The organism is Paenibacillus planticolens (genome assembly GCF_013141725.1).
GTDB classification, from domain to species: Bacteria; Bacillota; Bacilli; order Paenibacillales; family NBRC-103111; genus Paenibacillus_E; species Paenibacillus_E planticolens.
Map to the genome: position 1 here is coordinate 114,913 of NZ_WHNZ01000041.1, position 21,713 is coordinate 136,625.

General features: G+C 46.0%; 25 protein-coding genes. 4 read left to right on the forward strand and 21 right to left on the reverse strand.

Annotated elements, in window-relative coordinates:
* Positions 1–16: 16 nt before the first annotated feature.
* Positions 17–307, reverse strand: coding sequence for a hypothetical protein (locus GC097_RS19030; RefSeq protein ID WP_171684882.1), 291 nt, complete (start codon positions 305–307; stop codon positions 17–19).
* Positions 308–475: 168 nt separating this feature from the next.
* On the opposite strand from GC097_RS19030, the gene GC097_RS19035 reads away from it, so the two are divergent.
* Positions 476–1,063 (forward strand): 50S ribosomal protein L25, encoded by a 588-nt coding sequence (locus GC097_RS19035; RefSeq protein WP_171684883.1) that lies wholly within the window; start codon positions 476–478, stop codon positions 1,061–1,063.
* A 74-nt stretch (positions 1,064–1,137) separates the two neighbouring features.
* Here the strand turns inward: GC097_RS19035 and GC097_RS19040 are convergent, their stop codons facing one another.
* The 16 genes from GC097_RS19040 to GC097_RS19115 form a co-directional block, all read right to left on the reverse strand.
* Positions 1,138–1,344 (reverse strand): YodN-related protein, encoded by a 207-nt coding sequence (locus GC097_RS19040; protein ID WP_171684884.1) that lies wholly within the window; start codon positions 1,342–1,344, stop codon positions 1,138–1,140.
* Between the two features lie 133 nt (positions 1,345–1,477).
* A complete protein-coding gene (locus GC097_RS19045) occupies positions 1,478–1,672 on the reverse strand; it encodes a hypothetical protein (protein WP_171684885.1) in 195 nt (64 codons plus the stop codon).
* 199 nt (positions 1,673–1,871) lie between these two features.
* A complete protein-coding gene (locus GC097_RS19050; RefSeq protein WP_171684886.1) occupies positions 1,872–2,741 on the reverse strand; it encodes a sugar phosphate isomerase/epimerase family protein in 870 nt (289 codons plus the stop codon).
* 41 nt (positions 2,742–2,782) lie between these two features.
* Complete coding sequence (locus GC097_RS19055) at positions 2,783–3,643, reverse strand: sugar phosphate isomerase/epimerase family protein (protein WP_171684887.1); 861 nt, start codon at positions 3,641–3,643, stop codon at positions 2,783–2,785.
* Between the two features lie 28 nt (positions 3,644–3,671).
* On the reverse strand, positions 3,672–4,730 hold the full coding sequence (locus tag GC097_RS19060; RefSeq protein WP_171684928.1) for a Gfo/Idh/MocA family protein: 1,059 nt from the start codon (positions 4,728–4,730) through the stop codon (positions 3,672–3,674).
* Positions 4,731–4,889: 159 nt separating this feature from the next.
* Positions 4,890–6,101: an MFS transporter gene (locus GC097_RS19065; protein ID WP_171684888.1), complete on the reverse strand. Its 1,212-nt coding sequence runs from the start codon at positions 6,099–6,101 to the stop codon at positions 4,890–4,892.
* 404 nt (positions 6,102–6,505) lie between these two features.
* Positions 6,506–7,474, reverse strand: coding sequence for a quinone oxidoreductase family protein (locus tag GC097_RS19070; RefSeq protein ID WP_171684889.1), 969 nt, complete (start codon positions 7,472–7,474; stop codon positions 6,506–6,508).
* Between the two features lie 118 nt (positions 7,475–7,592).
* Positions 7,593–8,015 (reverse strand): VOC family protein, encoded by a 423-nt coding sequence (locus tag GC097_RS19075; protein ID WP_171684890.1) that lies wholly within the window; start codon positions 8,013–8,015, stop codon positions 7,593–7,595.
* 209 nt (positions 8,016–8,224) lie between these two features.
* Positions 8,225–9,115: a glycine betaine ABC transporter substrate-binding protein gene (locus tag GC097_RS19080; RefSeq protein WP_171684891.1), complete on the reverse strand. Its 891-nt coding sequence runs from the start codon at positions 9,113–9,115 to the stop codon at positions 8,225–8,227.
* A gap of 22 nt (positions 9,116–9,137) precedes the next feature.
* Positions 9,138–9,791, reverse strand: a complete 654-nt coding sequence (locus GC097_RS19085; protein ID WP_171684892.1) for an ABC transporter permease — start codon at positions 9,789–9,791, stop codon at positions 9,138–9,140.
* On the reverse strand, positions 9,788–10,918 hold the full coding sequence (locus GC097_RS19090) for a betaine/proline/choline family ABC transporter ATP-binding protein (RefSeq protein WP_171684893.1): 1,131 nt from the start codon (positions 10,916–10,918) through the stop codon (positions 9,788–9,790). The genes GC097_RS19085 and GC097_RS19090 overlap by 4 nt, the downstream gene beginning before the upstream one ends.
* A gap of 216 nt (positions 10,919–11,134) precedes the next feature.
* The gene (locus GC097_RS19095) at positions 11,135–11,767 is read right to left on the reverse strand and encodes a GntR family transcriptional regulator (protein ID WP_171684894.1); all 633 of its coding nucleotides are present in this window, start codon (positions 11,765–11,767) and stop codon (positions 11,135–11,137) included.
* Between the two features lie 126 nt (positions 11,768–11,893).
* Positions 11,894–13,540, reverse strand: coding sequence for a putative bifunctional diguanylate cyclase/phosphodiesterase (locus tag GC097_RS19100; protein ID WP_171684895.1), 1,647 nt, complete (start codon positions 13,538–13,540; stop codon positions 11,894–11,896).
* A 153-nt stretch (positions 13,541–13,693) separates the two neighbouring features.
* A complete protein-coding gene (locus GC097_RS19105; RefSeq protein WP_171684896.1) occupies positions 13,694–14,326 on the reverse strand; it encodes an SGNH/GDSL hydrolase family protein in 633 nt (210 codons plus the stop codon).
* A 127-nt stretch (positions 14,327–14,453) separates the two neighbouring features.
* Positions 14,454–15,548, reverse strand: coding sequence for a low temperature requirement protein A (locus GC097_RS19110; protein ID WP_171684897.1), 1,095 nt, complete (start codon positions 15,546–15,548; stop codon positions 14,454–14,456).
* A 174-nt stretch (positions 15,549–15,722) separates the two neighbouring features.
* Entirely contained in the window at positions 15,723–16,931 is a 1,209-nt protein-coding gene (locus GC097_RS19115; RefSeq protein ID WP_171684898.1) for an MFS transporter, read from the reverse strand.
* Between the two features lie 172 nt (positions 16,932–17,103).
* Here GC097_RS19115 and GC097_RS19120 point away from each other — a divergent pair, with 172 nt between their 5' ends.
* Together GC097_RS19120 and GC097_RS19125 are read left to right on the forward strand one after the other, a co-directional pair.
* A complete protein-coding gene (locus GC097_RS19120) occupies positions 17,104–17,427 on the forward strand; it encodes a winged helix-turn-helix transcriptional regulator (RefSeq protein WP_171684899.1) in 324 nt (107 codons plus the stop codon).
* A 24-nt stretch (positions 17,428–17,451) separates the two neighbouring features.
* Positions 17,452–17,610: a hypothetical protein gene (locus GC097_RS19125; RefSeq protein WP_171684900.1), complete on the forward strand. Its 159-nt coding sequence runs from the start codon at positions 17,452–17,454 to the stop codon at positions 17,608–17,610.
* A gap of 67 nt (positions 17,611–17,677) precedes the next feature.
* On the opposite strand, the gene GC097_RS19130 is transcribed toward GC097_RS19125, so the two are convergent.
* Positions 17,678–17,956, reverse strand: coding sequence for a DUF6171 family protein (locus GC097_RS19130; protein ID WP_171684901.1), 279 nt, complete (start codon positions 17,954–17,956; stop codon positions 17,678–17,680).
* A gap of 6 nt (positions 17,957–17,962) precedes the next feature.
* On the reverse strand, positions 17,963–19,456 hold the full coding sequence (locus GC097_RS19135; protein ID WP_171684902.1) for an alpha-N-arabinofuranosidase: 1,494 nt from the start codon (positions 19,454–19,456) through the stop codon (positions 17,963–17,965).
* A 227-nt stretch (positions 19,457–19,683) separates the two neighbouring features.
* Between GC097_RS19135 and GC097_RS19140 the strand changes: the two genes are divergently transcribed.
* The gene (locus GC097_RS19140) at positions 19,684–19,842 is read left to right on the forward strand and encodes an asparagine synthase (RefSeq protein WP_127449393.1); all 159 of its coding nucleotides are present in this window, start codon (positions 19,684–19,686) and stop codon (positions 19,840–19,842) included.
* Positions 19,843–19,977: 135 nt separating this feature from the next.
* Here the strand turns inward: GC097_RS19140 and GC097_RS19145 are convergent, their stop codons facing one another.
* Positions 19,978–20,883, reverse strand: coding sequence for an S-layer homology domain-containing protein (locus GC097_RS19145; protein WP_171684903.1), 906 nt, complete (start codon positions 20,881–20,883; stop codon positions 19,978–19,980).
* A gap of 179 nt (positions 20,884–21,062) precedes the next feature.
* A complete protein-coding gene (locus GC097_RS19150; RefSeq protein ID WP_171684929.1) occupies positions 21,063–21,704 on the reverse strand; it encodes a pyridoxamine 5'-phosphate oxidase family protein in 642 nt (213 codons plus the stop codon).
* Positions 21,705–21,713: the final 9 nt, after the last annotated feature.

Consider the following 21,713-nt stretch of genomic DNA (forward strand, 5'->3'; position numbering starts at 1 on the left):
TTTGCTTATTCGGAATTTAATGATTAGGTACAAACTCACTATGAACTTCAATTAGCTTTCGGACGAAAATCTCAAAATCATTTTTACTAGAAGAAAACTTGAAATCGGTTACACCCGTGTTGAAATCAATAACGGTAAGCGCCACTCGGTTCTGTGGATATTCTGGGATCGGCTCGGAGGCAAGAGTAATATTTTTGAAAGGGTAAATGGACGTTTCACCGTACAAACGCAGCACAGTCAGATGATCATCTCTCAATTCCAGCGAAATCTGTTGATCGGAATCAGTGAAACTTTTCAGTGTACTCATCCTTTATCAATCCTCCTCTTGTCCTCTATTTTACTCTCAAATGGCGAGATAAAGAAGCCCAAAACGAAAAAAAAGTCCCTATTTATTTCCTGTTTGAAAGCTTGTACAGGCGGGTAAAAGACTATAGGGCAGAACGCCGCTTTTTACAACGCTACGGAGGTGCAGAATATGAGCACAACGATTTTACTATCTGAACGAACAGGTCCTGTGAAAAAACTGCGAGAACAAGGACATATTCCCGCTGTCGTCTACAGCTCTCGTATGGATTCCGAGCATGTCACCGTCCCGGAAAAAGAAATCCGCGCATCGCTGAAGCGCAATCCGCATGCTATTCTGAAAGTTGCCTTGCCTTCCAAAACAAAAGAATCCGTCATTGTCCATCATGTCCAGAAAGATTCTCTGACGGGCCAATTGCTGCATGTTGATTTTTTGCAAATTAATATGAAAGAAAAGCTAGAGACGTCGATCGCCGTCCACTTTGCAGGAGAGGCTAAAGGCACGAAGGAAGGCGGCATTCTCCAAGTAGAGATGCACGAAGTCATGATCCGCTGCATGCCGAATAAGCTGCCCGAATCCCTTGCGCTGGATATTAGCCAGCTGAACATAGGCGAGCATCTCACCGTTGCCGATCTCAAGGTTCCGAAGCACATTGAGATACTCTCCGATCCAGAGACCATTCTTGTTACGGTTCTCGGCATACAGAAGATGGACGCGTCCGCCGAGCCAGCTGCACAACCGGAGGCCGCTTCCGAATAGTTGAGGATATGGATAGAGGCCGCCCCATAAGTCATAGAAATGACTGGGGCAGCCTCTTTATTTTTAAAACGTTTCTATCCTGCTTGTCCAAATGCGTGCATCTGACTGCTCATGACTTTCGAAACGATTAATTTATGTTGTTCGGCTCTAGCTACAATCACTTGCAAACTATTGCGTATTTCTAAAGCTTCATCCAAGTATTCCCTATCACCAAAAATTTCGTACAACCTCATATAATCATTATACTCATCCAACCATTGATCGAAGTAAGAAGATGTCAAATCTATCAACTCCCTTAGTTCCATGATAGAGCAAAATGATTAATTTATTATTAGGAATAGATTAATTTTTCTTAAACAAATACGTACGTCAAAAACCGTCAAACGCTTATGCAGCATATAACGGTTCTCTAGTCTACTCTATTAAATCTTCCTTCTGCTGCAAGCCTATCCCGCAAATGAACAAGACGGTTAGAAATAATAGCACTCCAAACACATCCCACCACAAACTGCCCGCAACGTTAGGAAGAGTGCCTATGCCTAAAATAAGTGCAGGTGCGAACCACAACATTTTTTCCAATATTCCCCGAAGTGCTTTTAGTCTTTGCAAGATGTACGACCCCTATATGCTGCAGTATGTTGTTCGGACCTGACACCGTATACACTTCGAAGTGGGCTTATCATTTCTGACCGTCCCAACGGCTCAAAAACCTATCCAATTTGTGGAATCAAACAGACAACAACATATAGGGATTTTAGCGAAAATAAAAAGACCGAGGATATTATTATATCCTCCGTCCCATTTTTCATTACTGATATTTTTGTATGAATGCAATGGCGCTGGCAATATCCTTCTCAGGCTGCTCCCCGACTTCACGCTCAATCGTCAGATAGCCTTTATAGCCGATGTCTCGCAGCGCTTGGAAGTAACGCGCAAAATCAACATGGCCTTCGCCAAGCGCAAGTTCGCGATAATAAGGACCGGACGTCGCGGCTTCGGCGATTTGCTCATGACTCATCGGCTTATACCCTAGTGAGCCATATATTTCGCGCGGATCGGCCTGGCGCAGACGAACACCGTCTTTCACATGCGTATGAACAATATAGTCCTTCAACGTAATGACGCCTTGAACCGGATCATCGCCGGTAACCATGACCATATTGGCCGGATCAAAGTTAACCGAGACACCATTCGTTGAAAGGGAGTCCAGAAAGCCTTTCAGATGAGCGGCTGTTTCCGGACCGGTTTCAATGGCAAAGTAGGCATCTAAACTTTTGGCATACACGCCTAACTCCTCGCAAGCCCGGTGCATCGTTTCGTAAATCGGATCGTTCGTTTGCTCAGGTACGACACCGATATGAGTCGTGACAACCTTCGTCCCCAAATCAACTGCAAGGTCGAGAATACGCTTCGATTTCTCGATCTTCGCTGCATTCGCTGAGGCATCCTGGAAGCCGTGACCGCCCAAGTCTCCGCACAGAGCAGAAATCTCAAGACCGAGAGAAGCGATGTAGTCTTTCAGTTCCTTGCGTGCTCCAGCCGTTAAATTCGCCGGGTCCATCTCGCCAGATACAGCGTAGATTTGCACGCCGTCCGCTCCAAGCTCCTTCGCTTTCTTCAAACCGTCCCGCACGCCCAGACGGAGACTGTCCACCATGATACCGATTGGATTGTTCATCCTAATTCGTCAACACCTTTCCCAAGACTTTTGCTTGCTGCCTATTCCATATCTTCCCATAATCTCTTAATATTTTGCAACCCGATCAACGTGCCGGTTTTACACTCTTCCATGCCTTCGAACTCCAAGGAGATGTAGCCGTCATAGCCGGAGCTTTTGATAACGCGCAGCACTTCTCTCATATCGATATCGCCATGTCCCGCAATGGCCCCGCGCAAATAGTTGCCTTGCAAGGTCTGGAACCAGCCTTGACCCGGATTTTGGTGCGATGGACGCAAATAAAAGTCTTTCACATGAACCATTGAAGCGTAAGAAATGTTATTCTTCACCGCGGCAACCGAGTTCTCGTCGGCACACATGAAATTGCCTATATCCAAAGTTGTTCGGAAATTCGGACGGTCTACAGCTTGGATTAAAGCTTGAACCCGGTCGCTATGCTGAACAAAATAGCCATGGTTTTCAACACTTGTCGTAATGCCGTAAGTCAGTGCATAATCCGCGATCTGACGGCAGGCTTCAGCCATGCGCCCAAGCTGTTGGTTGAAATTCGAAATGGAACGGTCCGCGCTTTGCGCCACGTCATGTCGCATTTTTTTGACGCCAAGTTTTGCTGCAAGATCGACTTCGCCCTTGACCCGCTCAATTTCCTTATGGTAAGCCTCTTCGGAATCCGTTAAAAAATTAGCGCCAATCGCGTAATTGGAAATTTCGATGCCGCGTGACTCCGCCTTTTGCCGAATCTGGTCAGCCAGTTCAAAATTACCCGGTAAATCAAAACCCAACGGCACAATTTCCACATGCTCGCCGCCTTGATCTGCGATCCAATCGATAACGGCCATTATATCCATTTCGCCGGACTTCAGCGCTTGAAATAAACTATACGTACTAACGCCTAATTTCATATAAGTACCTCCATGCTGGTTCCCAGAACTATAATTTAATTTCTTGACCTTTGGCTGCCGATTCATAAATGCCGCACAATATTTTCATCATGTTAACCCCGTCTTCAACAGGACTAATCGGCGTACTCCCCGTCTGGCAGCTCTCGATAAAGTGATTGATTTCATTTTGAAAAGCTTGCGGCACATTAATCGACTTGGCATCCGTTTGCGGGGACACATTCAAGATCGTATCATGCATTTCCGTCACAAAAACGAGCTCAGGCTCGATCTCCACGCCACCTTTATCTCCGTAAAGCTTGACAGCGATCTCATCCTTCTTGGCATGCAGCGTAAAGCTGACATCAACAAGGAGGGAAGCCCCATTTTCAAACCGGATTAAAGCGTTTGCCATATCTTCAACCGTATTGTGATCAACATCATAATCGGCTGCTTTATAGAAGGAAAGATTGCGCACATTCGCACGGTTGCCAAGCTTATTATACGTATTCCCGCTGACGGAAACCGGCTTCGGTCTGCCCATCAAATACCAACACAAGTCGATGACATGCACACCGATATCAATCAAAGGTCCGCCGCCGGAACGCTCCGAATCCGCAAACCAGCCGCCCGGGTTGCCTAAACGGCGCAGACAGGACGCTTTGGCATAATAAACTTCGCCTAAGTTATCGTTGTCTACAAATGTTTTAACGAGCTGAGCGTTAGCATCGTATCTGCGTACGAAACCTACCTGCAGCGTTTTCCCCGTTTCATGCACGGCCTCTTGAATGCGCAGCGCTTCCTCAACGGTTTTACACAGCGGCTTCTCTACCAAAACATGTTTGCCTGCACGCAAAGCCGCTATACTGATTTCAGCATGCGTATTGTTCCATGTGCATATGCTAACGGCATCTATCTCAGGGTTGGCGAGCAGCTCGCGATAGTCGGTGTAGACATGCTCCAGGTTATACTTTGCTGCTTTTTCCTCTGCTCTTTGACGATTTAGATCGCATACAGCGTATAAATTAGCGTTAGCTTGTTTCGCGTAAGACTCAAAGTGCATTTCGGAAATCGAACCTGCTCCGATGACACCAATATTCAACTTGTTCATGCTCATAGTGAATTCTTGCCTCCCTTGGTTGTCTTATAGACTCAGGATAGCATGCTTTCAGCCGAGGTAGAATGTATAGAATGAGCAAGTGCATGGACTATATGTTCAAAATAAAAAGAAGACCTGGCGAGAGAAGCATCGCCAAGTCCATCACATCTATCACATCCGCGCCATCCTCGCGTCCGTTCGGCCGCCTTGTTCTTTTAGCATGAAGAAAATATTAATAAGACCAAACAGCAGGAAGACGATCCAAGGAAGCGCGCTCCAGCCAAGCACCGTTCCCAAATCGTACAAATAACCGCCGCCAATGTTACCGATCATAGCGCCGATCGACAGCGCAAAGCTGTTAAAACCAAAATAGCTGGCTACACTTCCGCTCCCGGCAAACTCGGATACCATCGTATTCATCATCGGCTGCAAAAAGACTTGCCCAATCATAAACGCAATGACTCCCGCATAAATCCCGATCATTGAACCTGTCACTCCGATGGTGAAAAGCCCTGACGCAAGGAGCAGCGTCGCGAGCGACAGCACGCCGAAGGGCTGCATTTTGGCATGGCCCAGCTTGGCAAACGGCACCTGCAGCAGGACCATCACAATGGCGCCGCAGGAGTAGATCAGGCCGATATTGGCGCCGGGGGCAATCTGATTCACGCGAAACGGAACGGCAATATACAGCTGTGCGACGAGCGACCACGACATCATGGTGAACACCATAAAGCGGCGGAAGGGACGGTTTTGAAGCACTTTCTTCATCTGCGTCCACATTCGGGCGTCCTGCGATTGCATCCCTTCATTATTAATTTGCGGCAATAAGAATAGACTCAGAAAAAAAGAAAAGACAAATATCAGCGTTGCCGTCATGCTGACATATTTGAAATGGAACCCCATGAGCAGAGCGCCGAGCACCGGCCCCACGACAAACCCCATGTTGCTTAGCATTTCGCGAATCGCATACACCGTGATCCTGTTTTGCGGCGTCGAGAGCGCTGCGTAGTACGCATAACTCGCCGGTTGAAACAGCGCTGCGCCTAATCCGGAGAAGAAGCACGCGATAATCAACCCCGGCACATGATGGACGAAGCCAAACATGCCGAAACCAAACGTGCGGATAAACAACCCGATCATAATCGTCCGCTTATAGCCAATCCGGTCGGCAATCGTGCCGCACAAGGCAGAAAGGCCCTGCTGGCTAAAGCTGCGAATCGCCGAAATCACGCCTACGATCGTCACACTTAGCAGCAAATCGTGCAGCAAGTAAGAGGCGAGCAGCGGAATCATCATATAAAACCCAACCGCCATGCTGAACGTATTCATAAACATCACCCAAAAGGGCAGCTTGATATCCGAAAGCTTTTTCCATAGATGCATCATCCTATCCTCGTTTCCATCTGCGTTGTGTCAATCCCAACACGATACCCGATTCTGAGACGATTGCATAGGGACTTTCTTTGTATAGACTTGGGTATATTATTGGCTTGTCCGAGGATGAGCTTATCTTATTGAGAGATGTTCTGGGCATGGGCTGGGGATTAGCTGGGGGCATGAAGAAGGCGAAGGTAATTAACTGGAAAATTCCCCTCTAAATCGCTGGAAAGAGGACCTCGCAGGGTATTTAGAAGGAAAACCTCACGTTAATCTGACCAGATTGCGTAGATTCTCACGAAATCGGTGCGAATAGAGGGAGGTTTTCCAGCTAAATGGATCTTACAGGCTTCTGCGGTCAAATTAATGGGAATTTCCCTCTTAATTTCACTTATGAGACGGCCCTTTGGCTACGGGATGAGCAGGATTTTCCCCGTGCTCTGTCTGCTCTCAATTAGGCGGTGAGCCTCAGCGCCATCCTTCAGCGGGAAACTTGTTATCCCGCCCATCTGAATAATGCCGTCGCGCAGCGCCTGGAACAACGCCTCTGCCCGCTCGATTCGATTAGCTAGCGTGGTCACATGGTTCCACAAATCACCGCCGGTCAGCGTCTTCGAGGTGTCCATGAGCATTCGCGGATCAACATGCGGCGGATCTCCGCCCGCCATGCCATAGAAAACGACCGTCCCCTTCGTTCGGGCAGCCGCAAAGCTGTCCATCAGCGTCGATCCCACGGAATCATAGACGGCGTCCGCGCCCTGTTTCCCCTCCGTGAAGCGGACCACCTCTTGCGCCCATTCCTCGCCGTAGCCGAATACAACGACGGCGCCTGCCTTAAGTGCGACTGTTTTCTTGGCGTCCGATGAGGTCAAACCGATGACCCGGGCTCCTTTGCTTTTGGCAAGTTGAATCAATATCTGGCCTACACCGCCTGCTGCCGCGTGAACGACGATATCGTCGCCGGCTTGAACCGGGTAGCTGTCGTTGACTAAGTAATGCGCCGTCATTCCTTGAAGCAGAATGCCCGCTGCTTGTTCAAAAGCAATATCCGCTGGCACAGGGATAGCCCGGTCGACAGGCACAGCGACTAATTCGCTGTTGGCAAAAGGAACATCGCAGAAAGCGATGCGGTCGCCGACTTGGAGATGCTCCACATCCGTTGCCACCCGCTCCACGACACCTGCCCCCTCATAACCCAGAATGAAAGGCGGCTTTCCGGCCAAATGATAATTCCCCCGTCTCCGGTAAACATCGGCAAAGTTGAGCCCGATTGCTTTGGTTTTTAACAAAATATGTCCAGGCTCTAAGCTTGGCTCAGGAACATCTGCATACTGCAGTACCTCGGGCCCGCCAAACCGCTCAAATAGTAAAGCTTTCATTGACTACCTCCAACCTACTTTTCATTCCCAAAAAATTGTACCATACCCCTTCTCGATTGCAAAAAGCGCGGGTTGGAACGCAATGAACCCTCCATATCCGAATGGAGGGCTCTCATCATTACAACTGGTTTTCTCCCGTGCTTTGGAAAAACTCAAGAATTTCACCGTTCAACCCTTTGACAAATGCGATCCTAACAGGTGTCGGAGGATTGTTGCCCAATACAGCATCTTTAGGTTCAACCGTCACTGTCGCCCCGGCGGCAACAGCTGCGGCAACGGCTTTATCAACATCATTGCTGCGAAAAGCTACGTGAAAGTAGGATCCTTCCGGTTTCGGTTCGCCGGACCCGCCAGCGAAAACCTCCATATAATTACCGTCACCGGTGTCCAGCAAAACAACTCGTTTATCTCCTTCGCCCCAGCTGTTCGTTTCTGTGAAACCGAGACCCTCCGTGTAAAATTTAACCGTCGCTTCAAAGTCATTCGCCCTTAACGCGACGTGATGAAAGCCTCCGCCGCCAATTTTATGATTGGTACTCATGAAACAAGCCTCCTTAGTCATCTTAGCATCCTCTACTTCAACGAGTATAACTGATTACCTGGTGTTAGAAAATAAGTTACTTCGAGGTAACTAACTCAACTTTCGCAGCTTAACTAGTTTTTTGAAGGTGCGAAAGTTGAGTTAGTAAGATGATTGACGATTCATACTGCTTCCATTTAAATAAATCCAATTTTGTTTCCATAACAACCCTATTTTATTATACCTTTATCTCTTAAAAAATCATGCGCTACTTTTTGCTCTTTTAAACCTTCAGAATCTACTTTTGCGTTTAGTTCTTGCATATTTCTCTCATCAAGTTTATCTCGGAGTCTGTTCAACGCTTCGGCAAGTTGGGGGTATTTGGTCAGGATGTCCTGACGAACCAGCGGCCCTGCATTATAGGGTGGAAAAAAAGATTGGTCATCTTCCAATATGATTAAATTGTTCAGCTTGATCTGACCGTCCGTTGAGAAAGCATCAATCACATCAACACTATTGTCATTCAAAGACCGGTACATAATGCCATGATCCATGCCCTTTACATATTTAAAAGCCATTTTGTATACCTTTTCTAATCCCGGATATCCATCTGGACGATCCTTGAATTCGAATTCGCTACCAAGTATAAGTTGATTCGATACTTTGGCAAGATCAGTAAACGATTTTAACTGGTACTTATCTACCGTTTCTTTTTTCACCGCTAAGGTATACGTATTATTGAAGCCAAATGGATTATCGAAAACGAGCTTATCGTTTTTCAACAGATCCTTTGCTTTTTGAAGGGTTTCTTCCGCGGTACCTGTCATTTCCTGATAGTAATTCGAAACGATTGTCCCTGTATATTCCGGATACATCTGGATATCGTTGTTCAGGAGAGCCTTCCATGCCACGTTAGAGCCACCTAGATTAAATTTCCGTTCAACTTTAAGATCGGTTTGATTCTCAATTACATCTGCCATCATATGAGCCAAAATAATATTTTCAGTAAAGTTTTTTGAACCTATCGTTATCGTTTCTTGCTTGCTCTTTGAACTACATCCGTTCATTATAATAGCTAAAATACCTACGATACTTACAATTAGCAAGTTTTTGATTTTCATTTTCCCCTCCACTGATTTGAAATTATATTTTTAATCCTCTCGGTGTCGTCAACTTCTCCAACCCTCCCAACAAATAATCGAGCACGATGGCCAAAATAGCTGCTGGAAGAGCACCAATAAGAATTAAAGCATCAATATTTCTTTGAATACCGATAAAAATGAAATCCCCCAGTCCTCCCGCACCAATAAAAGCTGCCAAGGTTGCTGTACCCACATTGATTACCGTCGCCGTCCGAATGCCGGCCATGATGACACTTAGCGCCAAAGGAAGCTCGATTTTACACAATATCTGCACGTTCTTCATGCCCATTCCTTTGGCAGCTTCGATCAGAACTTTATCCACATCCTGAATACCCGTATACGTATTCCTGACAATCGGTAACAAAGAATATAAAAACAACGCGGCTATCGCCGTTTTAATCCCAATCCCAAACAAGGGAATCATAAAACCCAGCAGGGCCAAACCGGGAATTGTTTGTAGGATCCCCGTACCTCCCAAGACCCAACTCTTCAAGAAGGGGAAGCGCGTTACGGTAATTCCCAATGGGACACCTACGACTATAGCAAGTAACATCGAGATGAGCACTAGCTCCATATGCTGAAATGCGGCGACGCCCAAGTCTTCCCACCGCATAGTAAATTGAGTAATCAATTGTTCCCACAACGTTTGTTTCATAAACTCTCCTTTCTTCCTGCCCAATGATCAGCGAATGCGGTTAGCAAACTTGACCTTGTTACGACACCAATAATTTTATTGCTTTGTCCCACGATCGGAATGATACCGAATTTAGCATCTGTAATGGCGATTAGTGCATCTTTGGCTGTTGCTGTTTCCTCTAAATAGGGGACAGCTGACTGACTTATTTCCTGAATGGATCGAATGTCTTCCATTTTCATTTGCAAATCGTAAGCCGAGACAATGCCGATCAACTTACCTTTATCGTCGCCTATAATCAACGTATCCGTCCGCCGCTGCCTCATAAAAGATAGTGCTCTAGCTGGTGAAAGCGATGGAAGCGCAGTCGCTGGGTTCTCTCTCATAATATCTTTAACGGAAATAAAATCAGGATTTTGGTAAATACGATTCTTTCCAATGAATGTTTCTACAAAACCATGTGCAGGCTCTTTTAGCAGCTTATCCGCTGTGTCCAGTTGCAATAAGGAACCGTCTTTCAGTACAGCAATTCTATCCCCTAACTTCAAAGCTTCATCCATATCGTGGGTAACAAATACGATGGTTTTGTTTACAGTTTTTTGAAGTCTAATCAATTCATCCTGAAGCTGCTCTCTAGTCAACGGATCCAATGCCCCAAACGGTTCATCCATGAGCACGATTTCCGGATCGGCAGCCAAAGCCCGGGCAACACCAACCCTTTGTTGTTGTCCGCCAGATAGCTCCCGGGGGAATCGTCCTGCAAAAAGAGCCGGATCTAGACCGATCATATGCAGCAACTCATGCACGCGCTCCTTTTTCTTCGCTGCCTTCCAGCCTTTCAAATCCGGAATCAGAGCAATATTCTCCTCGATAGTATAATGCGGAAAAAGTCCTGCTTGCTGAATCACATAACCGATATTTCGGCGAAGCTCTACAGGATTCGCTTTCGTGATGTCTTGCCCGTTAATCGTAATCGTGCCTTCAGTATGCGGCATTAATCGATTAATCATTTTCATCGTTGTCGTTTTACCACAGCCGCTTGGACCAATGAGAACAATGAATTCTCCCTTCGCTATTTCAAAATCCATTGATTTAACCGCTTGATATCCGTTCGGATACGTTTTACCGACATCTTCAAATTTGATCATATTAACCTCCTACTGAATTGTTTTATAGTTCACTACTTTAACATAGACGCCAACAACTGACAACCCAATACTATTTTTAAAGTTGTATGTTACATATTGTATCATTCAATGATCACTCCATATTTAAACAAGGTGCTTGCTTAAAATAATGCAGCAAAAAAAAGCCTGTTGAAAAATATCAACAGACTGAAATGATCCTAATAAGGGCTTTTTTTACTATTCTTTGTTTTCTACACAATTGTTATTAATAAAAAGATTTGTTCGCTGATACGTATTACCATCACCAACTACAACAAGAATGTCATGTTCTCTTAGAATAACATGAGGTCCGGGAGAGATAGCTACCTCTACGCCTCGACGTAGTGCAACAATCGTCGCACCGGTATTTTGCCAAAATTGAAGATCGGAAATGGTTTTCCCCACAACATGGGATAATTCATTCACGTTTATTTCTATTGGATTGTAAAGCTTCAGATTTTGAAGACGGTCTGAATAATTAATAATTTCAGTAAGAATCATGTCAAATTTATGATCCATTTTCTTCTTTTCAACTAATAATAATTCTAACTCTTGTTTGAGCGAATAAACCGACTTCAAGTAGTTATTTTTTGTTATATAGTCATATGCCCTTTGATCAGATAAAACAATGATTTCTTTGCCTTGTGAGACTGAAACAATGTTTTCATCCTTTAATAGACCAATAGCTTTTCGAATTGTTTCAGGTGAAACATGATATTGGCTAGCTAATAGAGAGCGTCCTGAAATTTTTCTTTGTATTGAGAACTCACCACTTACAATCCTTTGAGCAATATCTAGCGCTATAGACTTATAGCCAGAAACTTCTTGCATGTTTTCTTCTCCTGCCCTCTTTGAAATATAGCAACTACACCCCACTTGCAAACACTTACATTATATCAAATTTATCACACAAGTATGCAAATACGATCAGCAAAATAAGCAGTTTTGGCCGTCTACTCATATTTTGCCTACCCCATTCACGAAGATTTCCGATTGCTTCGGCAGAAGGGCAAGATCAGCCGGCTTATTGATAAAATAGCCCTGTATCCCCCAGCACGCCATTTCCTTAAGCATGATGTACTGCTCATACGTCTCAATGCCCTCGGCGATTACCTGCAAATGGAGTGCGCTGGCCATGGCCAGCATCGCTGAAATGAGCGGTACATTGCCATCCGCGATGAACGATCTGTCGATTTTCAGTTTATCGATCGGCAGCAAGGTGAGCATGCTTAATGAAGAGTACCCTGTTCCAAAATCATCCAGGGCAATCGTAAAGCCATTGGCGCGCAGCTGGCTCAACGTTTGCTGGACATCCTGCATGGAATGCATCGTCGTGCTCTCTGTAATTTCCAGTTCCACGGCACCGGGAGCGACATGCTCTTCCTTTAAGATTCGCAAAATCTGCTGAACGAAATCCTTTTCGTTCAACTGTACCCTGGAAATGTTGACCGAGACTTTAAATTCGGAGCCATAGTCTTTTTTTAACAAGTGCCAATCCTGGCAAGCCCGGCGGATAACCCAGTAACCGATATCGACAATCAATCCTGTTTCCTCCGCAACCGGAATAAAGCTGTTCGGCTGGACGGTTCCGCGGCTCTCGCAATTCCATCTCAAAAGCGCTTCCGCACCAATGACCGTTTCCCGCACCGGATGGTAGATCAATTGATATTGTACATACAGCTCTTCTTTTTCAATCGCATGGGAAAGCTCCAGCTCGTGAATGAAATTCTCAACATGATCGTACTTGAAGGCGGCTTCGTAGATATGAAATCTTTTTCTTCCGGCGCCTTTCGCCTTATACAGCGCAATATCGGCTTGCTTGAGAAGAACCTGAATCGTCTCATGATCCTCTCGCTTAGAGACCCCGATGCTAACGCTAATCTTCATTTTCCGATCGTTTACGTTGAACGCTTGTTGAAACAGTTGAATGATTGCCTCTGCCGTCTGCTCCACCGGTTCATGGATGTGGTCGGCTACAACAATAAATTCGTCTCCGCCTAGACGGACCAATGTATACTTATCGCCAAATTGTTGACTGAGACGATTCGCGACCTCTACGAGAACGGTATCCCCTACGTCATGTCCGAACATATCATTTATATTTTTGAAATAGTCTAAGTCAAGCAAATACAACGCAGCCGGACTTATCACGTGTTCAAGTAAGTATCTCCTGTTGTACAACCTGCTGAGTTCGTCATGATAAGCGTAATCGTAAAGCAAATTCTCATGCATTTTGCGCTCGGTAATGTCGCGCGTGACGGTGATAATATACGTCAGATTATCGTGATCGTCAAAAATAGGAGTCAAAATACTTTCCCCGCTTAACATCCCGTTCGGCAAAATAAAGCCATCCTCATATTTAATGGTTCGCCGCTCGTTAACTACTCTGATGTACTTCTTATATAAATATTTCGCCATATGCCTTGGATTCGTATCAAAAAATGTCAGCCCGACGGACTCCATTGTAATCCCACTAAACTGTGTGGCAGCCCGGTTCAAATAGTAATATTTCAAATCGGATCCATCCACGCTCATGATGTAAATCGAGTCTTCAATATGATCCAACATGTGTAGGAGTAAGCTTTCATCAAATAATTTATACATTTGCCCCTCACCTTTACCCATTACAATGTTCTCAACAGCTTAACTCTGCACAGTCTCGTATTCGACAAAAATTGTCGAAATCCTCCATTTTTTGCGAGTTTTAGAGCAAACAAAAAGGCTCCACGCAGCTAGCGTGAAGCCTATCTCTCAATTTTATTCGATGGCCCCGACAGCCTGCAGCCAAGCTTTGGCGATTAACGCATGTCCGGCAGGAGATGGATGCACGCCGTCCGGCGCCCAGAACGCACTTTCAGCACGTGTAGATGCTTGGGCAAATAAGCCGTCTAAGCACACAAGACGTGCATCGAACTCTCTGGCTAATTCTCGGACTACCGTGATTTTCGGATCCAGATCTTCTCTCCACAGTTTGCGGTCTTCCGGTACCGGAAGCACAAAAGGCTCGATTAATACGATCTTCGCGCCTGACTCCGCCGTTTGCGTGAGCAGGTCACGGTAACCGATTTCAAATTTATCTGTCGACGTCGGGTCGTTACGGTCATAACGTCTCCAAGTATCGTTAATCCCGATATAGATAGAGACTAAGTTAGGCTTCAAATTCAAGCAGTCCTGATCCCATCGCTGCTGCAGATCCACGACACGATTTCCAGAAATGCCCCGATTGAGGAATTGCACCTGTTTCTCCGGGTATTTCGCCGAAAATTGGGCTGCTGCCATCAGCGCGTAGCCTTTACCTAAATCATTTTCATTGTCACGAATACGTCCAGCATCTGTAATGCTGTCCCCTTGAAATAAAACTACATCCCCTTGTCCAATCCATGCTGACATGTGCGTCGATCCTCCTCTTTCTCCCTTGTTCCCTTCGGATTTCCAAAAGTTGCCTAGAGTATAGCACAGCCTCTTAGAGCTATCAATTGTGACATTATACTAAATAATCTAGTTTTTCTATCGTCATCTAACGGCTGGCTAATCTCGCATACACCAGAAAGAACAGCACCATTTCACCAATGATCGCATAGTTCGGTACAACAACAAATACATCCAGCACAAAAAATCCACCAAGTATTCCTAAAAATAAGGCCAAATGAACCGGTCTCAATTGAAGATGTTTATGCCTGTATCGATGAAAAATGAGTGTCGTCGAGACAAAGTATAGCAGAACCGATAGAAACACCATGCCCAGCATAAAGAAGTAGTCCAATTGCTCCAAAAATAAAAGCTGAATCGACGCCGCGATTGTACTCAGAGATAAATAAACGAGTAAATGGCCATAAATAATCGTTTGTCCGGCCGTTTGCAGCTCCTTATCCACTTTTCTCTCGATATTCTCAAAATATTGCCACCAAATCGCAATAACTAGAATAAAAGCTAATGCCGCAAACAAAATCGATGCCAAAGTGCCGTTGCTAGTCTGTAAAACAGCTAATGTACTCACCACGGATTCACCTAGGAGAATTAGAGTAAACAAGGCAAAACGCTCCAACAAATGATGTGTATTGATAGGCGTGTGCACCAAAAACCGTCTGCCGATGACCGGCAGAAAGACATCTACGGCGATTCCTGCGTATAGAATCAAATACCGTACCCACGAATCGAAAAATAAAGAGGCGCTCGAAATCATAATTCCGATCCAAAACCGAGTTCCCAGAAATCGCGCTGTCGCAGCCCGGTGAGAAACTTCCCCTTTTTGAATAGTTAAATATTGAAGAGCTGTTAGCACCCTCGAGCCTATGTATCCAATGAAGAATGGAACGTAGTAACGATCAAAATCCGTAGAAAGACTAAATGTCATGATAAGCACAAAAAACAACTGCAGGATCATGTAGATCCGATGAGCAAAAACATCTTGACCGTAACGGTTATTAAACAGCGTTTGTCCTACCCATGCCCACCAGATGGGAATAAATATCAGCACAAACTTGATGATGTATTCAGGTGCAATCGATTCGTGTTCGGCATGAAGCAGCACATGTGTGGCCTTAGAAACCGCCGCTACAAACAGCAGATCATAAAAAAGCTCCAGCCATGTTACTTTTTTCGCGATGTTCATTTCAATCCTCCGTTTATTGAAATCTTACAGCTTGCTGCATTTATTATACCGAACAAACGGAGGTTTATTGGTAATTATTTTATTGATGAAGCCAAGCGGTAGAAATAAAAAAGCAACTGGGGACTTTCCATAGTCATGGAGAGTCCCCTGCTTTTGACCTTATCATTAACCTAATTACTTTCTCTCCAGCTTGGCGGATACGCCCGTGAGGATCACTGCAACAAGAACCATCAATCCACCGATCCACGGTGTGTGCTTAAGTCCGATGGAATCGACAACGACTCCGCCAACGATAGAGCCTGCAGCAATCCCGATGTTGAACGCGGCAATGTTTAGAGCAGAAGCAACGTCCACTGCGGAAGGAACATACTTTTCGGCAAGCTGGACGATATTCAATTGAAGACCCGGCACGTTCATGAACGCGAGCAGCCCCATCAGAAACACGCCGATCAATCCGGCCACTTTGAATGGTAGCATAAACGTGAGCACGATCAAAATTGCCGCGTGAACAATAAACATCCAAAATAACGCGCGAAGCGGATTCTGATTGGCCCATTTTCCGCCGACCGAATTGCCGATCGCCACCGCGATCCCATAAACGAGCAGAACGATAGAGATGATATGCTGATTAAGTCCTGTTACATCCTGCAAAATCGGGGTTAAATAAGTGAAAGCAACGAATGTTCCACCATATCCGAGTGCCGTGATAGCATATCCTAGAATCAAACGTGAATTCGTTAACAGGCGCAATATATCTGAGAACTTAGCCAGTGGCGATTGTTTCAAATTTCTGGGGATGAGCGCTGCACTCGCGATGAGCGCAATTACGCCTAGCAATGCGACTCCCCAAAACGTCGCTCTCCAACCGAACGTTTGCCCGATAAACGTTCCGAGAGGAACGCCGGTAACTGTCGCAACCGTTAGACCTGTAAACATCAAGGCGATGGCACTGGCCTTTTTTTGCGGCGGCACGAGCTGAACGGCGATCGTAGCGCCAATCGAGAAGAAGACGCCATGGGAGAATGCGGTAATGAAACGTCCGACCAGCAGAAACGCGAACGATGTGGAAAGCGCCGCAGCGGCATTGCCGATAATGAAAATGACCATTAAAACCATGAGCAATGTCTTGCGGTTCATCCGATTGGTCAAGGCGGTGAGGATCGGCGCGCCAAGCGCGACCCCGATGGCATAGCCTGAAATCAGAAGCCCGGCCAGCGTAATTCCGATATGCAAGTTATCCGCAATGGACGCAAGAAGACCGACCGGGACAAATTCAGTCGTACCAATGCCGAAAGCGCTGATGGCAAGCGCAAGGAGCGCCCATTTGCCGGTAAGCAGCTTTTCTTTTTGTATAGATGCAGATGGTGTAATTGTTTGGCTCATGATATCCTCCTAAATAAATGAATGTGACCTGCAACAACATTTTACTTTTGTTGTCTGAGTGTTATTATAGGAGCACACGAACTATTTGATAAGTACGCACTTTGAAGTGATATAGATACCACAAAGTACTATAGGCACTTATAAGTTCCTATCATTTTTACGGAGGTTAGCTATGCCTTATAATGTTCCCGTTGAAGCTACTCTTGATGTAATCGGCGGTAAATGGAAAGTCGTCATCCTCTGCCATCTGGACAAAGGCGACAAACGAACAAGCGAATTAAAACGATTGATGCCCGATATTACCCAAAAAATGCTGACCCAGCAATTGCGTGAACTTGAGCAGGACGGTATGGTGAAAAGAACGAGCTATGAGCAAGTGCCACCCAAAGTTGTTTATTCCTTAACCCCCTATGGTTGGTCATTCAAACCGATTTTGGATGCCATGTGCGCATGGGGAGAGGAGCATGTAAAACAGAAGGAGCTACTACACTTATAGAAACAATATGAGGAGGCGGTTTGTTTGAAAATTATGATTTCAGCCGCGGAAGCTATTGAAAAAGGTGTGTGGACTGAGATTCTTCGTCTCTTCGGCAGAGACAAGGATGAGGAAATTTGGCCCAAAGAGGAATTCATCTTGACGGAGGAACAAGCTTTACAATTGAAACTGATTAAGAAATAGATTAATAACGTACAGGAGGCTGTCTCTTGCGTCTTTTCAGACATTCGAGAAAGCCTCATTTTTTGCTCTAATCTATATAGCGCTGCCACTGGGCAGCTCCCGGATACGGGCAGCTTTTGTCTTTCAGTTTGGCGGCCACCCGCACAATACATCCGCATAGTGAGCACGTATTCCCGCTCAGCAGCTTCGGACACTTACTGCACATGCTTAACCGCTCGAGGTAAACCGAATCAGGCACGCATGCCTCATACGACTGAAAAATAGGCGCCTGAAGCATCCTGTCAATTTGCGCTTCCGTAACCTTGAACTCTTCCCGGCACCCTTTGCAAGCTCGATTCTCAAGCATCCATTCCTACTCCGCGACGACTTCCAAAACCGTAACGGACATCGGAGGAAGCTCCGCATGGAGCAGTTGTCCGTCCATGGAGAACGCTGTGAACTCCGTCGGCGCTACTTTATTCGCCTCTTCGAATGTGTTGTGGCCGTCGATCGTGTCTGAACTCAAGGTCGTCCCTTTAATAGAGACAGGCGAGCCAACCAAGCCGCGCAGCTCCACTTCAACTTTCGCGCTAGCTTGATGATCCAGATTGCATAGGCTGATATGAATCCGACCCTTGTCATCCTTGGAAGCGGAGACGGATATTTGCGGGATTGCCTGCTGACCCTCACCTAACTCCGCGATGGACTCGTGAATATCCAACAGCTCGGCGTCCTGATGAACTTTGTACATGTCGAAGACATGATAGGTTGGCGTGAGCACCATTTTCTCCCCTTCGGTCAAAATAACTGCTTGCAGCACATTCACTAATTGTGCGATATTCGCCATCTGCACGCGGTCACAGTGCGCATTGAAAATATGCAATGAAATCCCTGCGACAAGAGCGTCGCGGATCGTATTCTGCTGATACAGGAAGCCTGGATTCGTTCCCGGCTCCACATCGTGCCAGGTTCCCCACTCGTCGACGAGCAGCCCGATTCGTTTCTCCGGATCGTACTGATCCATGATGGCGGAATGTTTACGAATCAGCTCCTCCATGAACAAAGCTTTCTTCAACGTGACACGCCACATCTCTTCCGGAAAACCGGTTGCCGCACCCTTCTCCTGCCAAGACTCACCCGGAACTGTGTAATAGTGCAGCGTGATCGAATCCATGTAACGATGAGCCTGCTTCATCAGCGTTTCCATCCAATGATAGTCGTCCGAGTTAGGACCGCAAGCAACTTTATGTATACGATTGCTGCCGTAATTACGGACATAGGTTTGGAACTGGCGGTACAGGTCCGCATAATATTCCGGCCGCATATTTCCGCCGCAGCCCCAATTCTCATTGCCCACTCCGAAGTATTTCACCTTCCACGGCTCTGTATGTCCGTTAGCAGCACGCATCTCCGCCATCGGGGACACACCCTCGAAGGTCAAATATTCCACCCACTCCGACATTTCTTGAACGGTCCCGCTTCCGACATTTCCATTAATGTATGGTTCGCACTCCAGCATTTCGCAGAGCATCATAAACTCATGCGTGCCGAAATGATTATTTTCCACAACGCCGCCCCAATGCGTATTAATCATCCGTTTCCGATTTTCTTTGGGACCAATGCCGTCCTTCCAGTGATACTCGTCTGCAAAACATCCGCCAGGCCATCTGAGTACAGGGATTTTCATCTGTTTCAATGCGGCCGCGACATCGTTGCGGATCCCATTCGTGTTAGGAATTTCGGAATCCTCGCCAACCCATAGGCCCTCGTAAATACAGCGCCCCAGATGCTCGGAGAAATGTCCGTAAATATTGCGATTAATGGTGCCTTTCGCCCTATCGGCGTTAATCGTAATCCGGTTAGCCACAGAAATCCGCTCCTTAAATTAATAATTTTATTAATTAATAAGTAATTTCATGAATTCAATACTATCATAAGTTGATCTTCCTGCTTTTGCAACCGTTTTTTTGGCGTGCGACTTTCATCTTCATACGTTAAGTTCCGTGCATTCCCTTTGTTTTGGACGGATAATTTAGAGCGGATTGTTCTACACTAAGCTTTGTCTTTCCAAAAAAACCAATGGGAGTGATACACATGCGTGAAGGTTTAATCCCTGCTGTGCTTGGAACTGTCGTAACAGCTTCTGCTGCTTCGCTACTCGGAAGCAAGTATAAACTTGCAGCAACCGGTGTGTTGGGATTCGGACTGGCTCATGTCGTTTTGGGGGCTATTGACCTCATCGAACATCGGTAATTGTTGGAAAAGACAACATATGGAAGGGCTATCCACGAAGTAGATACCTACTTTCAGGATAGCCCTTTTATGATTCAGTTGTTGCTCATGTAAAAAAAGTGCTTCACTCATCATGAGGAAGCACTTTTGTCGTTCTTATTTGGAGGCTGGCTCAGCCACAGCTGTGTATTTGGAAGACACGTAAGTTACCGCTTTAGGCTCGGTAATGACTTGCGCATTCATTGAGTCCGGCTGAGGATCTGTAAGCGTATAAGTAATGATTGCGCGACCGTCCTGCTGGAATTGGATGCCGGTAATTTCGATAGCATAACCTCCGGTAGGCTTAGATTCGCGCGACAGCGTCACTTTGTTGACGTCGTCATTCACTTTTTCAACATTTACTGCGATGCTCTCAGTCGGTGCCGGTTTCTGCGTATGCGCAGCCAGCACTTTGCTTGCGTTGTAAACCCAAGTTGCCGCCTCGCCGCGTGTTAGCTCCGCCTTCGGATTCAGCTTGCCGTTATTATCTAGCGCGGCAATTTTATACACCAGCATACGCTGCAGAGCGCCTTGATACTCCGGCGTAATTTGGTCCGCATCCTTAATATCTGCAGGCGCGATTTTGATCATTGGGAAGTTGCCCTTCTTCTCAAGAGCACGAATCAACAAATCTCCGAATTGCTCGCGGGTGATTGCTGCGTTCGGATTTACATCCTTCGGAATTTCCACGCCATTGTAATGCGCGATGATGAACGCATCGGCATACCAAGCGTCATTCGGAATATTTGTAAAGTAATCCGATGCAACCGGCTTCTTGACGAAGCGCAGCAGATCCAAGTTCAGATCCAAGCCTTTCACAATGATTTGAACGGTTTGCGCATAGCTGATTTTATTTTTCGGTGCAAAATGTTGGTGATCCACGCCGCTTACTACTCCGCGATCATATAAAGCATTAATAGCCTCAGCTTGTCCGTTTTCGACATCCGAAAAGGCAAATGCGGTATTAAAAGTCAGGGCTCCCAAAATGATTGATGACAAAGTTGCAGTAGCTATTTTTTTCACAGTAACTTCTCTCCTTTTAACTGATTATTTTTTATAACCCTCATGGGTCAACTAAATAAACGGAGAGGTTACAAAAAAGGTTGCACGTGTTTCAATTTTGAATTGTAAATTTTTCTTAACATTCCCTCTTCCCCCATCGTAAAATCAAAAAACTGCCGTTAATCACGGCAGTCCATGGGTCAATAAAGCCTATTCGTATAGCTTTCATTCAATTCTTTAGCCACTTGCTCCGCTGTCGTATTGGAAATTCGCGCATGGTCCATCAACATTTGCGGAACGGAGGGCAGTTCCGTTTGGGAACTCCATGACGCCGGTGACCATAGCCCCGATCGTATAAATGCTTTGGCGCAGTGGATATAACACTCTTCCACTTCAACGCCTATGCCGAATAAAGGGCTGCTTCCGTTCACAGCGCTTTGCTCAAGCAGCTCCGGGTCGCGGGTTACATAAGCTTTGCCATTGACCCTGAGCGTCTCCCCTAAACCCGGGATAAAAAATAGAAGTCCGATATGAGGGTTCGTTAACATATTTTGGATCGAATCCATTCTCCGATTGCCCGGACGTTCCGGAATAAACAGCCGATGCTCGTCAAGGACGCGTACAAACCCAGGGGCATCGCCCCGCGGTGAAACGTCGCATTGCCCATTGCGATTGGAAGTAGCCAAAGTTACGAATGGAGATTTGGCAATAAACGCCCGGCAATGATGATCCAATACGGAAATGACTTTATCCGCTGCCCGCTGGCTTGGATAGCCGCATAACGAACGTAATTCTTCAAATTGTTCCTCAGTTGCTATAACATCACGAAAACCAGAGCTCATAGCGTTTCT

What these genes read in the sequence shown, in the direction of transcription:
- GC097_RS19050 (WP_171684886.1), bottom strand. Translation starts at nt 2,741, where the DNA reads ATGAACAATCCAATCGGTATCATGGTGGACAGTCTCCGTCTGGGCGTG.
- GC097_RS19090 (WP_171684893.1), bottom strand. Translation starts at nt 10,918, where the DNA reads ATGATCAAATTTGAAGATGTCGGTAAAACGTATCCGAACGGATATCAA.
- GC097_RS19085 (WP_171684892.1), bottom strand. Translation starts at nt 9,791, where the DNA reads ATGAAACAAACGTTGTGGGAACAATTGATTACTCAATTTACTATGCGG.
- GC097_RS19055 (WP_171684887.1), bottom strand. Translation starts at nt 3,643, where the DNA reads ATGAAATTAGGCGTTAGTACGTATAGTTTATTTCAAGCGCTGAAGTCC.
- GC097_RS19065 (WP_171684888.1), bottom strand. Translation starts at nt 6,101, where the DNA reads ATGCATCTATGGAAAAAGCTTTCGGATATCAAGCTGCCCTTTTGGGTG.
- GC097_RS19070 (WP_171684889.1), bottom strand. Translation starts at nt 7,474, where the DNA reads ATGAAAGCTTTACTATTTGAGCGGTTTGGCGGGCCCGAGGTACTGCAG.
- GC097_RS19060 (WP_171684928.1), bottom strand. Translation starts at nt 4,730, where the DNA reads ATGAACAAGTTGAATATTGGTGTCATCGGAGCAGGTTCGATTTCCGAA.
- GC097_RS19115 (WP_171684898.1), bottom strand. Translation starts at nt 16,931, where the DNA reads ATGAGCCAAACAATTACACCATCTGCATCTATACAAAAAGAAAAGCTG.
- GC097_RS19035 (WP_171684883.1), top strand. Translation starts at nt 476, where the DNA reads ATGAGCACAACGATTTTACTATCTGAACGAACAGGTCCTGTGAAAAAA.
- GC097_RS19080 (WP_171684891.1), bottom strand. Translation starts at nt 9,115, where the DNA reads ATGAAAATCAAAAACTTGCTAATTGTAAGTATCGTAGGTATTTTAGCT.
- GC097_RS19110 (WP_171684897.1), bottom strand. Translation starts at nt 15,548, where the DNA reads ATGAACATCGCGAAAAAAGTAACATGGCTGGAGCTTTTTTATGATCTG.
- GC097_RS19075 (WP_171684890.1), bottom strand. Translation starts at nt 8,015, where the DNA reads ATGAGTACCAATCATAAAATTGGCGGCGGAGGCTTTCATCACGTCGCG.
- GC097_RS19140 (WP_127449393.1), top strand. Translation starts at nt 19,684, where the DNA reads ATGCGTGAAGGTTTAATCCCTGCTGTGCTTGGAACTGTCGTAACAGCT.
- GC097_RS19150 (WP_171684929.1), bottom strand. Translation starts at nt 21,704, where the DNA reads ATGAGCTCTGGTTTTCGTGATGTTATAGCAACTGAGGAACAATTTGAA.
- GC097_RS19105 (WP_171684896.1), bottom strand. Translation starts at nt 14,326, where the DNA reads ATGTCAGCATGGATTGGACAAGGGGATGTAGTTTTATTTCAAGGGGAC.
- GC097_RS19100 (WP_171684895.1), bottom strand. Translation starts at nt 13,540, where the DNA reads ATGTATAAATTATTTGATGAAAGCTTACTCCTACACATGTTGGATCAT.
- GC097_RS19120 (WP_171684899.1), top strand. Translation starts at nt 17,104, where the DNA reads ATGCCTTATAATGTTCCCGTTGAAGCTACTCTTGATGTAATCGGCGGT.
- GC097_RS19030 (WP_171684882.1), bottom strand. Translation starts at nt 307, where the DNA reads ATGAGTACACTGAAAAGTTTCACTGATTCCGATCAACAGATTTCGCTG.
- GC097_RS19095 (WP_171684894.1), bottom strand. Translation starts at nt 11,767, where the DNA reads ATGCAAGAAGTTTCTGGCTATAAGTCTATAGCGCTAGATATTGCTCAA.
- GC097_RS19130 (WP_171684901.1), bottom strand. Translation starts at nt 17,956, where the DNA reads ATGCTTGAGAATCGAGCTTGCAAAGGGTGCCGGGAAGAGTTCAAGGTT.